General features: G+C 50.6%; 15 protein-coding genes and 1 other annotated feature. Of the genes, 13 read left to right on the forward strand and 2 right to left on the reverse strand.

From position 1 onward, the window contains the following. Positions 1-146: 146 nt before the first annotated feature. From ACKPCD_RS03300 to ACKPCD_RS03355, 12 genes are all read left to right on the forward strand, one after another. Entirely contained in the window at positions 147-1310 is a 1164-nt protein-coding gene (locus tag ACKPCD_RS03300) for an ATP-grasp domain-containing protein (protein ID WP_321433990.1), read from the forward strand. A gap of 15 nt (positions 1311-1325) precedes the next feature. Further along, positions 1326-2078, forward strand: a complete 753-nt coding sequence (locus ACKPCD_RS03305; RefSeq protein WP_321433991.1) for an esterase family protein — start codon at positions 1326-1328, stop codon at positions 2076-2078. A 404-nt stretch (positions 2079-2482) separates the two neighbouring features. Beyond that, positions 2483-2742 (forward strand) — a binding site (T-box leader). Positions 2743-2794: 52 nt separating this feature from the next. Further along, on the forward strand, positions 2795-3841 hold the full coding sequence (locus ACKPCD_RS03310) for a uroporphyrinogen decarboxylase family protein (RefSeq protein ID WP_321433992.1): 1047 nt from the start codon (positions 2795-2797) through the stop codon (positions 3839-3841). A gap of 150 nt (positions 3842-3991) precedes the next feature. After that, positions 3992-5032, forward strand: a complete 1041-nt coding sequence (locus ACKPCD_RS03315; protein ID WP_321433993.1) for a Gfo/Idh/MocA family protein — start codon at positions 3992-3994, stop codon at positions 5030-5032. Position 5033: 1 nt separating this feature from the next. After that, positions 5034-6137, forward strand: coding sequence for a uroporphyrinogen decarboxylase family protein (locus ACKPCD_RS03320; protein WP_321433994.1), 1104 nt, complete (start codon positions 5034-5036; stop codon positions 6135-6137). 32 nt (positions 6138-6169) lie between these two features. Next, on the forward strand, positions 6170-7042 hold the full coding sequence (locus ACKPCD_RS03325; RefSeq protein WP_086990056.1) for a transporter substrate-binding domain-containing protein: 873 nt from the start codon (positions 6170-6172) through the stop codon (positions 7040-7042). A gap of 61 nt (positions 7043-7103) precedes the next feature. After that, complete coding sequence (locus ACKPCD_RS03330) at positions 7104-7814, forward strand: amino acid ABC transporter permease (protein ID WP_321433995.1); 711 nt, start codon at positions 7104-7106, stop codon at positions 7812-7814. A 24-nt stretch (positions 7815-7838) separates the two neighbouring features. After that, the gene (locus tag ACKPCD_RS03335) at positions 7839-8624 is read left to right on the forward strand and encodes an amino acid ABC transporter permease (RefSeq protein ID WP_369813491.1); all 786 of its coding nucleotides are present in this window, start codon (positions 7839-7841) and stop codon (positions 8622-8624) included. Next, positions 8599-9339 (forward strand): amino acid ABC transporter ATP-binding protein, encoded by a 741-nt coding sequence (locus ACKPCD_RS03340; protein ID WP_321433996.1) that lies wholly within the window; start codon positions 8599-8601, stop codon positions 9337-9339. The genes ACKPCD_RS03335 and ACKPCD_RS03340 overlap by 26 nt, the downstream gene beginning before the upstream one ends. A gap of 216 nt (positions 9340-9555) precedes the next feature. Next, entirely contained in the window at positions 9556-11223 is a 1668-nt protein-coding gene (locus tag ACKPCD_RS03345; RefSeq protein WP_321433997.1) for a peptide ABC transporter substrate-binding protein, read from the forward strand. A gap of 130 nt (positions 11224-11353) precedes the next feature. Further along, a complete protein-coding gene (gene pepT, locus ACKPCD_RS03350) occupies positions 11354-12646 on the forward strand; it encodes a peptidase T (protein ID WP_321433998.1) in 1293 nt (430 codons plus the stop codon). A 36-nt stretch (positions 12647-12682) separates the two neighbouring features. Continuing rightward, positions 12683-13669 (forward strand): hypothetical protein, encoded by a 987-nt coding sequence (locus ACKPCD_RS03355; protein WP_321433999.1) that lies wholly within the window; start codon positions 12683-12685, stop codon positions 13667-13669. A gap of 68 nt (positions 13670-13737) precedes the next feature. Here ACKPCD_RS03355 and fghA read toward each other — a convergent pair whose 3' ends face one another. Next, positions 13738-14568 (reverse strand): S-formylglutathione hydrolase, encoded by an 831-nt coding sequence (gene fghA / locus ACKPCD_RS03360; protein WP_321434000.1) that lies wholly within the window; start codon positions 14566-14568, stop codon positions 13738-13740. Positions 14569-14572: 4 nt separating this feature from the next. Further along, positions 14573-15688 carry an S-(hydroxymethyl)glutathione dehydrogenase/class III alcohol dehydrogenase gene (locus ACKPCD_RS03365; RefSeq protein WP_068561550.1) on the reverse strand — a complete coding sequence of 372 codons (1116 nt, stop codon included), beginning with the start codon at positions 15686-15688 and terminating at the stop codon, positions 14573-14575. A gap of 123 nt (positions 15689-15811) precedes the next feature. On the opposite strand from ACKPCD_RS03365, the gene ACKPCD_RS03370 reads away from it, so the two are divergent. Then, a complete protein-coding gene (locus ACKPCD_RS03370; protein WP_083546523.1) occupies positions 15812-16150 on the forward strand; it encodes a winged helix-turn-helix transcriptional regulator in 339 nt (112 codons plus the stop codon). Positions 16151-16490: the final 340 nt, after the last annotated feature.

Consider the following 16490-nt stretch of genomic DNA (forward strand, 5'->3'; position numbering starts at 1 on the left):
GGATTTTAGTTATTCATAGCTTATCAGAAAAACCTCACGATTGTATCAATATTTTTCGTTTTCACCAGAAAAACGCTTGTAAATCTGCCGTTATAATGGTACATTCTCATTATAATCTAATGTTCGGAAGAGAGAAGGGAATCAGCATGAATTATGTATTTATTTCACCCCATTTTCCCAGTAATTTCAAGAATTTCGCGGTCGGTCTGAAGAAGGCGGGCGTGCATGTTTTCGGGATCGCCAGCGAACCTTACGAGTTGTTGGATACGGACTTGCGCGAGAGTCTGACCGAGTATTTCCGCGTCAATGATATGGAAAATTATGATGAAATGTTGCGCGCGGTGGCTTACTTGACATACAAGCACGGCAAAATGGACCGAATCGAATCGCACAATGAATACTGGTTGGCGCAGGATGCGCGTCTGCGCACCGATTTCAACGTGTTCGGCTTCAAAAATGAGGATATGGCCTTCGTAAAACTGAAGTCCGCCATGAAAGAAAAATTCAAGGAAGTCGGTATCCGGGTAGCACGCGGGCGTGTCATCGATGACTATCAAGATGCCCTCGGGTTATGCCAAGAATACGGGTTCCCGGTCTGCATCAAGCCGGATTCCGGTGTTGGTGCGGCGGATACGCACAAAATCCGTTCCGAAGAGGAACTAGGGCACTTTTTCCATGTGAAGAATCCTTATGAGTCCTACATTCTGGAGGAATTCATCGACGGAAAGATCGTCACGTATGACGGTCTGACCGATGCCGCGGGTAATATCCTTTTTGATGCCACGCTTGTTTACGAAAAAGCCGTGTTGGAAATCGTCGAAAAGAATGCGGATATGTTCTACTATGTCGACCGCAATATGCCGGAAGACTTGCGCGAAATCGGAACCAAGCTCGTTCAGGCCTTCAATGTCCGTGAGCGTTTCTTCCATTTTGAGTTTTTCCGTTTGCCTGACGGCAGCCTTGTTGCCTTGGAGGCCAACCTGCGTCCGCCTGGCGGGCATACGATGGACATGTGGAACTGGGCGAATGACGTCGATCTCTATGCCGCTTATGGCGAACTGGTCGCGACCGGAAATTTCACGGCGCAGATGCATTTTCCTTATTACTGCTGCTACGTCAGCCGCAAGGGCGTCCATCCTTACCGCTTCACACATGAGGAAGTGATGGCCCGTTACGGTGGCAACGTGGTCCTGTTTGAAGAAATGCCGGGGATTTTTGCGGCTATTATGGGGGATTTCGGCTACGTGATCCGTGCGGCAGAATATCAAGAACTGATGGACATCATCCACATGATTTCCGTAACCGAATAGACTGGGGGAAATAAGATGCACGTAGAATATTCATCACAATGGAGCGGTCACCTAAACCGTGAGATGCGTTTCAATCGCTATGGACATGCTGGTAAACCGATCATCGTCTTCCCGTCATCCGGAGGCAGCCACAACGAATACGCGGACTTCGGCATGATTGAAGCTTGCCAGTGGTTCATCGACCAAGGCTTGGTGCAGTTTTATACGCCGGACAGCGTCGACAACGAATCCTGGCTGTGCGAATGGAAAAGTCCGTACGACCGCGCCAACATGCACGAACGCTATGACCGCTACATCATCGAGGAACTGGTGCCGCACATCAAGCATCAGACGAACCATCAGGGACCGATGATTGCGACCGGCTGCAGCATGGGCGGCTACCACAGCCTGAACTTTTACCTGCGCCATCCGGACGTTTTCGACAGCGTCATCGCGCTGAGCGGGCTCTACGATGTCCGTTACTTCTTTGGAGACTACCATGACCGCAACGCTTATGAGAACTCCCCGGTCGACTACCTTTGGAATCTGAACGACGGCTGGTTCCTGGATAAATATCGTTCCGGAAACATCATCGTTGCGACCGGCCAAGGCAACTGGGAAGAAGTCAGCATCAAAGACACGAAGAAAATCGAAGAAGCCCTGCGCTTCAAGAACATCCCCGCCTGGATCGACTTCTGGGGCGAGAACGTTCACCACGACTGGGAATGGTGGCGCGTCCAGATGCCGTATTTCCTGGGCAAACTGAACGAGCAAGGCAAATTGAATTGATGAAAAATCTGTCCTTCCGGCATTTTACCGGGAGGACTTTTTGTTGCGTGACGATGGATGTTGTGGCGGGCCGTCCGTCTTTTTTGAGCGTAAACATGAATAACTAGCCGTTATCCATCTTTTTCGTGAGGCGGCGGCTCGAAAAGATGGATTCATAAATATTATTCATCTTTTATGTAGGTCAAACATTCGAAAAGATGAATACTTTCGCGGTATTCATCTTTTTGGGCCCTTTTCGCATTCGAAAACATGGATACTTGGCCGTTATCCATGTTTTCCCCAAGCATGCATACTCAACCGGCCACTCCACTGTTCGCTTTTCCCTGTCAATCCTGTTCGGAATCGTGTGCTTTTCAGGCCGTGGCTGCGATGGTAGACTTTGTCTATGAATCACAGCCATACAGAAAAAAGCAAAGAAGAGGAAAGTACTTGTTGAATAGTCCTGCAGAGAGCTCTTGGTCGGTGGAAAAGAGCGGACGGCAGCACAGGAAAAATGGCCTCGGAGTTGATGCGTTGACAGGGATTTTCCTGCAGACGTATCCGGACGCCCCCGTTAGTCAGGCAACGGTATCGAGCGCAGCAAAAGGCTCTGTACCGGTTGAGGCGGCAAGCGCAAGCTTTTCGCGAAAAAAGGTGGAACCACGATCTAACAGTCGTCCTTTCTGGAACAATCCAGGAAGGGCGGCTTTTTATTTTACATTTTAGGAGGAAAACATATGACAGAGACGAATAGAAAACAATTGATTTTTGACACTTTCGACAACAAAGAAACGGAGCGTGTGCCAGTTGGCTTTTGGTTTCACTTTGTTTTCGGTGATGCTCAATTCCGTGGTTTGGAGGACAGATCGATTTTGGATCGAGTGATCGCGGGGCACAAAAATTTCTATGACGCCTTCAAACCCGATTTCGTGAAGATCATGAGCGATGGCTTTTTCGGGCATCCGAGTCTGTTGGAAAAAAGGATTGAAATAGCGGATGACCTCTACAACGTCCAAGCAGTTGGGCCGAATCACCCTTGGATCACGGAGCAGGTCAAGACGGTGAAACGGGTCAAGGAATCCTTCAACGGCGAAGTCGCAACTTTCTATAATATCTTTTCGCCGGCGAACTATATCCGGATTGCCTTCGAAGCGTGGGACAAGGATCCCGAAAAATTTACCCGCTTCTTCGAAACCGAACCGGAAGCCCTTGCTTATGCGGCGAATGAAATCGCCAAGGATATCGCAGTTTTGACCCAGAGAGTCATTGAAGAGGCTGGCACGGACGGCATCTATCTGAGCGTGCAGAACGTCCAAAGCAGCACTGCGACCAAAGAAGCCTATCAAAATTATATCGCGCATAGTGAATTGGCGGTATTGGCGGAGGCGAACAAAGTCAGCGACTACAATATCCTTCATATCTGCGGCTATGAGCATCATCAAAACGACTTGTCGTACTACCGAGATTATGAAGCAAAAGCCTACAACTGGGCGGTACACACCGAAAAAATCAGCCTGAAGGAAGGCAAAGATTTCTTCGGCAACAAAGCGGTGATCGGCGGCTTCGACAATAACACCGGTACATTGTTGGACTCGGGGAACAAGGTGGACATCGCCCAATTCACGGTCGACATCATCCACGAAATTGGCGATACAGGGGTCATCATCGGAGCGGATTGCACTGTCGATCCGCAGATTGAACTGGATCGTTTGGAATTGGTAAGGCAAACGGCGGCGGGTGTCTCAGGCAAAAACAACAAACAAACGACGTCGCTGCAAAAATAAAACAGGACGGCAGGAGCGGTGTTCGCCAAAGTCGGTCAACCCTGATAGACAATCGGTATTATTTTTAAAATAAGCACCGTGTTAGAATCAGACACATACTTAAAAACGATAGCCATTCCGGTAAGCCGGAGTTCAGGAAGGAGGGGTCCCATGGTCGGGATCGTCATCATCGGTTGCGGGGATGTTTCGAAACAGCGGCACGCCCCTCTAAGCGATAAAAACGAAAAAGTCGATCTGGTTGGATTCTATAACCGTACGATCGCAAAAGCAGAAGCTTTCCAAAAGAAGTACGGCGGAAAAGTCTATCGGACTCTTGAGGAAATCTGGGAAGACGGAACGGTCGATGCCGTTATCGTCGCAACGAACGAACAATCGCACAGCCCCATCACCATCGCTGCACTGGAAGCCGGTAAGCATGTGCTGTGTGAAAAGCCGATGGCGGATTCGGTGGCCGAGGCCGAACGCATGCAGCAGACAGCCGAAAAAACGGGGAAAAAGCTGATGATCATCCATAACCAACGACTTTATCCCGCACATCAGCTGCTGAAAAAGTTGCTGACGGAAGGGACACTCGGAAAGATTCATGCTTACCGGACGACATTGGCCAACCAAGGTCAGGAAAATGACGGTTGGGGTACGGCGGTCCCCGATTTCTACGATCGGATCGGCCATACGAACGGCGCTCTGGCGCAGGTGGGCGTCCACCGTATCGATTTGTTGAACTACTTATTCAGCGAAGATCCCGTCACTGCAGTGTTGGCCCAGACCGCGACACAAGGCAAGCAGTTGGCGGACGGAAGCCCGGTTCCTTATGAGGATTATGCAGTGTTGCAACTCCAACATCGCTCGGGCATCCAAGGAACCTTGCTGACCCACTGGTTTGATTATTCGAACGAAAGGCAGACCGTCATCTACGGCGAAAAGGCCACGGCCGTAACTTATGCGGACGGGCATCCGGTGGCACTTTACCGGAAGAACGGGGAAAAGACCTACCTGGATGATCCCTCGCAGGACGGCTTCTATGCAGAACCATTGACACCGATCGTCGACAGATTCGTCGAAAGCATCGAACAGGATACAGTTCCCTTCGTGACAGCGGAACAGGGGATAACGGCATTGCGCATTCTGGCCGCCGCTTACCGCTCGCAAGCAACACAGACATGGATACCCATCGAACAGGAGGATGCATAACATGACAGAAACATTTAATGGAAGAAAAAGAATAGAAGCGGCACTCAAGAAGCAACCTTTGGACAGACCGGCCATTTCCGGTTGGCGTCACATGCCGTTGGTGGATCGGGATGTTGAGGCGTTCGCCGAAGCGACGATCGCCTTCACGGATGAGAATGATTGGGACCTGATCAAGCTGATGTCGCAAGGCCAATTCTTCGCTGAAGCCTACGGAACGCCAATCACCTTCTCGACGGATGCGAAAGAATGGGCGGGCAAAATACTGGACTATCCGATCCGGAGCGCGGAAGATTTGACCCGTTTGGTGCCTCTCAAGGCGGACAATCCGGTGATCCAGCGCGAAGCCACTTTTGCCAAGAAAATCGTGGAGCACTACAAAGGCGAAAAAGTGGTCGTCGGTACCGTCTTCTCGCCTTTGTCATGGGTGAAGCAATTTGCGCCGGGTAACGATTCGATCGCGCATATCGTCGACGGACCGGAAGAAAGCCCGATTGCAGAATTTCTGGAGCATCACCGTGAGGAATTGAAGGCGGCGCTCGATGTGCTGCATGCCTCCAACAAGGTGTTCGTGGACGAATTGATCGCTGCCGGTGTGGACGGCTTCTTCATCGCCGAACAGTACAGCCAGCGCGGCGACATATCCGAAGCCGATTATGCCGCTTTCGCCAAACCTTATACGGATGACCTGTTGGCTTATATCAAGGACCGTACCTGGTTCAATATCCTGCATGCGCATGGACATGTCGATTTGGCTGTGGAGCGTTTTATCGATTACGATGTCCAAGCCATCAACTGGGAAGACGGCAGCGATCACGCGGAGGATCCAACCCGGTTAAGTTTCCGCAAACTACGTGCCCTGACGGATAAACTGCTGGTTGGCGGTATCTCGCCAAAAACCGATCTGACGTTCTCAAATCAGGCGCAGGAAATCGAGGACTTGCTGGTCGATCGCTTGGCGAATGTCCTGACTGAAACCGGCGACACGGGCATCGTATTTGCGCCGGGCTGCGCGATTTCATTGGAAGCCAACCCGGATTTTTACCAACGCATCCATGCGGCTGCCCAAAAAGTGCAGGCGACCATTCTAAAAACAGCGAACCATTAAACGAATCGGAAACATACAGGAGGAGTAAATATATGAAGCGAAAAAGATTAGTGACGACAGTAAGTTTATTGGGGGCGGCATTTTTGGCTGGCTGCGGCCAGATCGGAGCGGAAACTTCAAGCGAAGCAACGAGCGGTTCTGCAGCTGAGGCGGTGGAAGTGACTACGGTGAAAGTCGCGCATACACAAAGTTCCGCACCGATGAATTATGTCGATGAGAACGGCGAATCGACCGGCTATGAAGTCAGCGTGCTGAAGGCCATCGACGAGTTATTGCCGCAGTATGAATTCGAATATGTGCCGACTTCCGACGAGGATCTGCTGATCGGGATCGAATCCGGCAAGTATGCTGTCGGAACGAAAGGCGCTTGGTACACCGAGGAGCGCGCACAGAAATTCATTTTCCCTGAACATTACATCGGCGCCAGCAGTATCGGCGTGCTGATCCGTTCGGAAGATGCGGCTGAAATCACGGACTTGGAAACATTCGCGGCTGCCGGCAAGAGCCTAGTGCCGATTTCGCCGAACAACGCCCAGTACAATGTGATCCAAGCATTCAATGAAGAGCACCCGGATACGCCGATCGAGTTGACTGCGGCAGACGTATTCGAAATCGCGGATGCCTACACCTGGTTGTTGGAAGGCCGCTATGACGGCTACTTCGCCGTCAAGACCGCTTATGAAGTGAATGTGCTGGCAGAAGGCGCACCGTACAGCCAATACAAGGATGATTTTTCCTACTTCGTCTATGAAGCGCTGCCGACATGGCCGTTGTTCAACAAGGACCAACAAGCGTTGGCCGACGCATACGACGAAGCCTTCCTGCAATTGCAAGAAGACGGAACAATCGATGATTTGATGATCGAATTTCTTGGCGAAAACACATTCCAATACGTGAAGGAATAAGATTCGCGCTGCTGCCGGAGAACGGAACACAACAGCTGAAGCTACAAAGGGAGGCAAAAAGATGAATCGTCCATTCGACATCACTTATATTTGGAAGGCAGTGCCGGACATTCTGTCCGGTCTCGGCGTGACGTTGCAATTTTTGATCGGAACGATCGTGATCGGGGGCATACTGGGATTTTTGGCGACCTGGGCAAGACTCAGCGGTCCGAAATGGGTGCGGGCAATCGTCCATAGCTATATCTGGATCATCCGCTGCACGCCTTCGATCGTCATGATGTTCTTGGTCTTTTACGGTCTGCCGGAGGTGCTGTTGGGTGTCTTCGGCATCGACATCAATAGCTGGAACCGCCTCTACTTTGTCGTCATCGCCCTGTCGCTCCTGTTCTCCGCACCTTGCTCGGAAATCATGCGTTCGGCTTACTTGGCGGTCGCTAAAGTGCAACGTGAGGCTGCCCTCAGCATCGGCCTTACGGAAGCGCAAGCGTTCAGAAGAATCGTTTTGCCCCAAGCGCTCGTGAGTGCGTTGCCGAACCTCGGAAATTCGTTCATCCTGTTGATGAAGGAGGGGGCTTTGGCCTACACCATCGGCATCGTCGACATCATGGGCAAAGGCCAGCTGATCATCGCGCGCAATCTCGGCGGATATTCGATCGAGACCTACATCGCCTTGGCGGGCATCTATTGGCTATTGACGCTGGCGATCGAAAAAGCGTTCAAGTTGGCGGAAGACAAACTATCAGCAGGAAAACAACCGCTGCGCGCGGCCTAAGAGAAAGGAGCAAGACGCATGACCATTGATTTAGCCTATGTGCAGGAAATTCTGATCCTTGTGTTGAAGGGCATCCCGACAACACTGCGCTTGACCTTTATCCCCTTGCTGCTCGCGTTGCCGTTCGCTTTCCTGATCGCAGTGGCAAGACAGCGCAATCTCAAAGTACTGGCCCGTGTTTCCCAAGTTTATGTGTCCTTCATCAGAGGAACCCCTTTGATCGTTCAGATTCTGGTGATGTACAGCATCTTCCCGAGCCTGTTGAATGTGTTCGTGAAAAGCAGGGGAATCGATTTCGACGTTTTCGGCATCAATCCGATCTACTACGCCTATATCGTCTTTACGCTGAATACGATCGCAATCCTGTCCGAAGTCTTCCGTTCGGCCCTCGAAACGGTCGACAAACGTCAGCTGGAGGCGGCCCTTTCGATCGGCCTGCTGCCGATCCAGGCCTACCGTCGCATCGTGATTCCACAAGCATTGGTGGCGGCAACGCCGAACTTGTGCAACAGCACCGTCAATCTGCTGAAATCGACCTCGCTGGCCTTTCTGATGTCGGTCCAGGATATCACGGCCATCGCCAAGACGGAAGCGGCATTCGGCTACAATTATCTGGAGTCGTACCTTGTGATTTTCATTGTGTACATTGTGCTCTGTTCACTCGTTCAGGTGTTTTTCCAATTGTTGGAGCAGCGCTTGTCCCGCTACAAACGCGGGCGTAACATTGCCGTAAAATCAGAAAACCAACCGGAGTATTTTTTAGATGCGCGAAAGGAGCGATACCATGCTGGAATTGAGGAATATTCATAAGAAATTCGGTGAACTGGAAGTCTTGAAAGGTGTGGATATCGCCGTTGAAAAGGGCGATATCGTCGTGATCCTGGGCCCAAGCGGTTCGGGTAAGACGACCTTGCTGCGCTGCATCAACTTCCTTGAGCGAGCCGACGAGGGTTCGCTGCGTTTCGATGAGATTCAGACCGAATTTTCGAAAGCAAGCAAGAAGGACATCAATGCGGTGCGGAAAAAATCTGCATTCGTTTTCCAGAATTACGGCCTGTTCGACAACAAGACGGTATTGGATAACGTCACTGAAGGCCTGATCGTCGGACGCAAAGTTCCCAAAAAGGAAGCCATCGAAGCGGCTATCCGCGCCTTGGAAAAGGTCGGGCTGAGCGACCGCTTGGCCTACTATCCTTCGCAACTATCCGGAGGCCAACAGCAACGGGTGGGCATCGCCCGCGCCCTCGCGGTCAACCCGGACGTCATCCTGTTCGACGAGCCCACTTCGGCTTTGGATCCGGAACTTGTGGGCGAAGTGCTGCAAGTGATCCGCAAACTGGCGGAGGAAGGCACCACTATGGTCATTGTCACGCATGAAATGACCTTCGCCAAGGAAGTGGCCAACCGCGTCATCTTCATGGATCAGGGGGTCATTGTGGAGGAAGGCGCCCCTGAAGCTATTTTCGGCAATCCGAAAGAAGCCCGCACCAGAGGGTTCCTGCAGCGGATTTTGGCCCGCGCTTGATCTAACTGGCAGCTCCCTTATTTAGCTCGTCCTACCGTTCGCAACGGGGGCGAGCTTTTTGTGGTTATTGGAAGTATCGGCGTTGCCTATCACAGTTGTTCGGAAATCGGAATTATCCTAAAGCATCCTGTGATGGTAAGCTACTTGTACATACATATCAAAGAAATGAATTCCAACATAGGGATAAAAATAATGAGAATCGTCAGGAGGAACAGTATGTTAAAAGATAAATGGGTCATCACGACAACGCTAGCGATAAGTTTGGTGTTGGCGGGCTGTTCGACCGGGGATGCCGCAAACACAGAAAGCAGCGAAGGGGCAGCCGCTTCATCAGCCACACCTGCCGCGGAGCAAGTCATCACTATCACGAATACGGGGGAGTTGGCTTCCTTGGACAACGCCATCTCAGCAGATAACTCCAGCTTGGTGGTGCTCGAGAACGCAAATGAAGGTCTTTATCGCGTCGGTGACGATGGCGCGTTTGAATTGGGTATCGCCGCCGAAGAGCCTGTCGTCAGTGAAGACGGACTGGAATATACTTTCAAGATTAGGGAAGATGCGAACTGGTCGAACGGTGATCCGGTGACTGCGCAGGATTTCGTCTATACCTACCAAAAAATCGTCGATCCGGCGACGGCTTCCCCGAACATCAATAAACTGTACCCGTTGAAGAACGCCGAAGCGATCAACAACGGGGAGTTGGACAAAGCGGAACTGGGAGTCGAAGCGATCGATGAGAAGACCGTGAAGTTCACTTTGGGCAATCCGACCGCTTATTTCAAGGATTTGTTGGGGACGTCCTCCTATTTGCCGCAGAACCACCAAGTGGCGAGCGAGTTGGGCAGCGCCTACGGAACGAACAGTGAAAACACTGTGTACAACGGACCTTTCGTGGTGGAAGGTTGGGATGGCACGGATCTGAACTGGTCGATGGTTCCAAACGAAGCTTATTGGGACGCGGAAAACGTCAAATTGGATCAGATCAACTGGGAAGTCAGCAAAGAAATCGCCACGAACATCAACTTGTTCGAATCCGGTGAGGTCCAGTTGACGCAGATCAGCAATCCTTACATTGAACAATATGCAGGATCCGACGCTTTGGTGACGGAACCGAAAGCTCTGTCCGGCTATGTCTGGTTTAACCAAGGCCGCACGAGCACAGCCAATGTCCATCTGCGGAAAGCTCTTTCTACTTCGTTCGACAAGGAAGCGTATGTGGATACCGTTTTGAATGACGGTTCCGTGCCTTCGAATGGTTTTGTGCCTTCCAATTACGCGTACAATCCTGAAACCGATGAAGATTTCCGCGAAGAGAGCGGCGATTTGGCAGTCTACGATCTGGAAACGGCACAGGCTGAGTGGGAAACCGCGAAGGAAGAGCTCGGAATCGAAACATTGTCGATCGAATTGCTGACTTCCGATACCGAAACTTCCAAGACGACTGCCGAATTTCTGCAATCACAATGGCAACAGAACTTGCCCGGTTTGACGATCACGATCCGCAATGTACCATTGAAGAGCCGGATGGAATCGACCACGAACGGTGATTACGACATCGCCTACGGAACGTATACCCCGAGTTACGCCGATCCGATTGCCTTTCTGGAGATGTATGAATCCACAAGCGGCCTGAACAGTTCGCGCTTTGCGGATGAAGGTTACGATGCCTTGTTGGACGACACCAGAAGCACGTATGCGAACGATGCGGAACAACGTTGGGAAACACTATTGGCGGCGGAAGAAACCTTGATTGCCGAGAACGCCGTGAATGCGCCGATCTATCAAGGCGCCAACGCCAACTTGGTCGATCCGTCCTTGAAGGATGTGCAGATCCAACCAGTGGGGGCAGCGATGTATTTCCGAACGGCTTACGTGGAAGAGTAAACGGACAATAGACTGAAAACAAGCACTTGAGAAAATATCCGCTTAACGGACTTGCCTTCAGAAGGCGACCGTTAGTCGGATATTTCCTTATATTGATATGAAAAGCGTCAAAGAAAGGCGGATGAGGTATATGTACGAAAATTTATTGGAAAGATTCATCGCATACGCAAAGGTCGACACGCGTTCGGATGACAGCAGCTACACGGTGCCGTCAACGCATAACCAGGTGACATTTGCCTTGGAGTTGGCAAAGGAACTGATCAGAATCGGTCTGGAGGAGGTCGAATATAATGAAACGAACGGCTTTCTGACCGCGACCCTGCCAAGCAATACGGCAGAAGCAGTGCCGGTCATCGGTTTCATTGCGCATCTGGACACGGCCGATTTCAACTCAGTCAATATCCATCCACAGGTCCATTGTGCTTATGATGGCGGCGATATCGTCTTGAACGAGGCTGAAAAAATCATCCTCTCGCCGAAGGAATTCCCGCGCTTGCGGAACTATATCGGGGAGACGGTCATCACTACGGACGGCACGACCCTGTTGGGCGCTGACGACAAAGCCGGCATTGCCTCGATCGTGACCGCCTGCGAGCAATTCATCGCGCATCCGGAACGGAAGCACGGGAAGATCCGTCTTGCTTTCGGACCCGATGAAGAACTTGGGGCTCGCGGGGCGAAACTGTTCGATGTGGACCGTTTCGCGGCCGACTTCGCCTACACGATCGATGGCGGACCGATCGGAAATCTGACCTACGATAATTTCAATGCGGCCCAAGCGGAACTCACTATCCGCGGCACGAGCGTCCATCCCGGTTCCGCAAAGGATACGATGGTCAACGCTTTGCTGGTCGCCAGTCAATTTGCGACGGCTTTGCCTCAAGAGGAGACTCCGGAACGCACCAGCGGCTACGAAGGCTACTACTTGCTGACTAGCCAGAGCGGGACCGTCGATGAAGTTAAACAGACCTACTACATCCGCGATCATGACCGGGAACGCTTCGCTGCCCGCAAGCATTTTTTCGCCGAACAGGTGGCGGCGTTCAACGACCAGTTTGTCGAACCGCGGATTTCCTTGACGTTGTTCGACCAATACTACAATATGCGCGATATCATCGAACAGCATCCGATCGTCGTGGACTTGGCGGTGCAGGCTTATGAATCCTGCGGCATCACGCCGGTCTTTAAACCGATGCGGGGCGGAACGGACGGCTGCATCATCTCGCACAAAGGCTTGCCGACACCGAACCTGTTTTCCGGCACCGAAAACGGCCACGGTAAATACGAATTCGTGACGCTTGAGACGATGGAGCAATCCGTCAATGTCATCATGGCGATCGCTGAACAGAGTGCCGTACTGAGTAAAACTTTTCAGCTGGAAGGTATCTTCTCCTTAACGCAAGCCGTCAAAAATCGGGTATAATATACTTAGCAAACTGCAATTGGGGGGATGAATTGCATGAAAGAAACGGAAAAAGTATTGAAACAGTTGAACAAATTCATTTTGAATCACGTCGAGGATTACGACTCTGTGGATGAAGCAGTTGAAGCATTCACGAAGCTTTCCAACGAGGCCAGTGCCAAGGGCGAAACGTTCGTAATCGGAGAAATGACAAACGAGGAAAAAGCGACTGAAGAGCTGGAGAAGCTGGAGTTCGCGGCTTCCGAACGCGAATACGCAGCGATTTTGGAGCGTGCCTTGAAGTTGGATCCGGATAATTTGGAAGCCCGGCTATTTAAACTGGATCCTGAATCACTCGAATTCATTCATGAACTCAAGAAACTGGAGACACTCGGAAAGGCAGTGATGCAAAAGCGCGGTCTGGATGATGAGGAGTCCATCGGAAACTATTGGGGAATCGTCGAAACCAGGGCATACTTGCGCATCAAGGCGCTGTATGCGGATGAATTGCAGAAACGCCGGATGTTGACGGCTTCCGTGAGGGAGTATGAAGATATTTTGCGGTTGAACGAAGCTGACAATATGGGGATCCGCTACATTCTGATGGGTATCTACTGTCAGTTGGAACAAATGGAAAAAGCCAAAGAGCTTTACCAGCGCTCCCCTGAAGCATCCGCTCAGATGCTGTTGCCGCTGATTCTGCTTTCATTGAAATACGATGACGAGTTGAGCGCGAAACGCTATTACAAAGATCTACAGAAAGAAAACAAAAGCTGCAAAAAAGTTTTTGGCCGGCGGGAGTTTGATCTGGAGAGCATGGTGGAAGCAATCGATGCTGTTGATTATCTTGCGGACAGCGAAGAAGAACTCTACATCGCGATTTCCAATGTAATGACCGACTTTGCGGTCGTGCCGGATATGTACTATTTCAACTGGCTGAAGAAAAATCTAATCAAACCGCCTTCATCTAAACCGTCTAAGCCATCTAAGAAATGGATCCAGAAGAAAAAAAAGTTGCCTGGGTGTTTGACAAAAGCTCGGTAAAAAAGCCGATAAGGAAACGGAATATCCGTGATCTTATCGGCTTTTTGTGTGCTTATGGTTGCTGCTTTCTACTTCAAACAGTCTTTATGGAATTGCAGATGGTCTTCGATGAAGGTAGCGATCGTAAAGTAACTGTGATCGTAACCGTCCAGTTTTTCGTAGCGCACTTTCTTGCCTTCAGCGGCTTGCAGGAAGGCTTCCTCGTTCAGTTGGACATCATAAAAATTGTCAGCTGTCCCTTGCGAAATAAGGATGGGCGGAGCTGCAGGGCTTTCCGCGATCAAGCTGGTCGCGTCCCACTCCGCCCAATTTGTTTCATCAGTCCCCAGGTAGGCGGTGAAGGCTTTTTGGCCCCAGGGAACCTGTGACGGATTCAGGATCGGTGCAAATGCCGAAATGGAGCGGAAGCGTTCCGGATTCTTCAAGCCGATGACCAACGCGCCGTGGCCACCCATCGAGTGTCCCATGATGCTCTCTTTTCCTGAAAAATTTGGAATCAGAGCATAGACAAGTTGAGGCAATTCTTCCGTCAAATAAGCATACATCCGATAGTTTTTTGCCCACGGTTCCTGGGTGGCATTCAAATAGAAACCGGCGCCTTGGCCTAAGTCCCAACCTTCATCATCCGCCACAGCCGTTCCGCGTGGGGAGGTGTCGGGCATGACGACCGCCATGTGGTGCTGGTTTGCGTATTTTTGGAAGGCGCCTTTTTGGCTGAAGTTGTCGTCGGTGCACGTCAAGCCTGAAAGCCACCAGATTAAATCTGTCGGCTTATTGTCCGTTTGTTGGGGCAGGAATAGACTGAAAACCATATCGCAATCCAGTGTTTCAGAATAGTGGCGGTATTTTCTTTGTTCGCCCCCGAACGCTTTATGCGTTTCGATCAGAGTTGTTGTCATGTCCTTATTCTCCATAGGTCAAAATCGTGCGGATCGACTCGCCTTTGTGCAACAGGTCGAAGGCTTCATTGATGTCGGTGAAATTCAGGTGATGCGTGATGAAGCTGTCCAAGTCGATTTCGCCGTTCATGAAATCCTCAACCATTCCGGGCAGTTCCGTGCGGCCTTTGACACCGCCGAATGCAGAACCTCTCCAGACGCGTCCTGTCACCAATTGGAACGGACGGGTATGGATCTCTTTGCCGGCTCCCGCGACACCGATGATGATGCTTTCGCCCCAGCCTTTGTGGCAAGCTTCCAAAGCGGCTTTCATGACTTCGACATTTCCGATGCATTCAAAACTGTAATCCACGCCGCCGTTGGTCATTTCGATCAGGACTTCCTGGATCGGACGATCATGTTCGCTTGGGTTGACGAAATCAGTGGCGCCCATTTTTTTGGCCAGTTCCCATTTGTCGGGATTCATATCAATAGCGATGATGCGCTTGGCTTTGGCTTTTTTCAAACCTTGGATAACAGCCAGTCCGATTGCTCCAAGTCCGAAGACTGCAGTCACTGCGCCTTCTTCGACTTTTGCCGTGTTTTCGACAGCCCCGAGGCCGGTCGTCACGCCGCAACCGAACAAAGCAACTTTATCCAATGGCGCCTCTTTATCGATGTTGACTAGGTTGATTTCATTCACAACGGTGTATTCACTGAAAGTGCTTGTCCCCATATAGTGATAAATCGGCTCTCCGTTGTAAGAGAAACGGGTCGTTCCATCCGGCATCAAGCCCTTGCCTTGGGTTTCGCGGACGGCTGAACACAGATTTGTTTTGCCGGACAGACAGAATTCGCATTCCCCACATTCCGGCGTGTAAAGAGGAATGACATGGTCCCCGGGCTTCACGGAAGTGACTTCATCACCCACGGCAACGACCACACCGGCACCCTCATGGCCCAACACGGCAGGGAAAACACCTTCCGGATCTTCACCCGACAAAGTGAACGCATCGGTATGACAGACGGAAGTGTAAAGAATCTTCACCAATACTTCTTTGGCTTTTGGCTCTGCCACATCTATTTCCACGATTTCCAACGGTTTGCCTGGTCCAAAAGCGACAGCTGCTCTGCTTTTCATAATTTAATTTCCTTCTTTCTAAAAAATGGTATTTCGTTCTGTTAAAGAATACTATATAATGACTGTTGTGTGAATACTGACATAATTGTCACTATGATTAATTTTATGAAAAGAGGCTGCCTGATGATCCAATACCAAGAGAAAGAATTTTACAACACTAAAGATTTAGCGTTATCTGTTGTGGGGGGGAGATGGAAAATTGCCATCATCTGGTCCTTGCTGCACAACGGAACGCTGCGGCTGAGCGAGTTCAACAAGATCCTTCCTGACATCAACCAACGGATGCTGATCCGTCAGCTGCGGGAACTGGAGCGCGACCTGATCATCGCCAGGACGGTCTATCCTGTTGTTCCCCCAAAAGTCGAGTACCACCTGACCGACATCGGCAAGGAATTGGCACCGGTCGTCCAATCCATTTGCGACTGGGGAGACCAATATCTGAAAGTAATAACGGAGGAATAGTCTGTGATTGAGTCATTAGCCGGAAGAGTATAAGGCTGCAAGAATACTAAAAACCCGCCAAACCCTTTTGGCGGGTTTTTAGTATCGAAAGGTGAGTGGAGTACCCCGCCAAAAACCAGTTGGCCGCTTATCTCGGCGAATATAACGCAAAATAAACGACCAAAAGCCCGTTGGCGGGTTATTTAAGCCAAAACGAAAGAAAAATAACCCGCCACCCTGCTCAAAATAAAAAAGTAACCTCCGACCACCATAATAGTTGTACGAACAAATTAAATGTGATATCTTAATTTGTAAGTACATCTATTTTGTGCGGAATCAAATGTTAGCGGTTGCAATTATA

The organism is Trichococcus flocculiformis, from assembly GCF_963662535.1.
GTDB lineage: Bacteria > Bacillota > Bacilli > Lactobacillales > Aerococcaceae > Trichococcus > Trichococcus flocculiformis.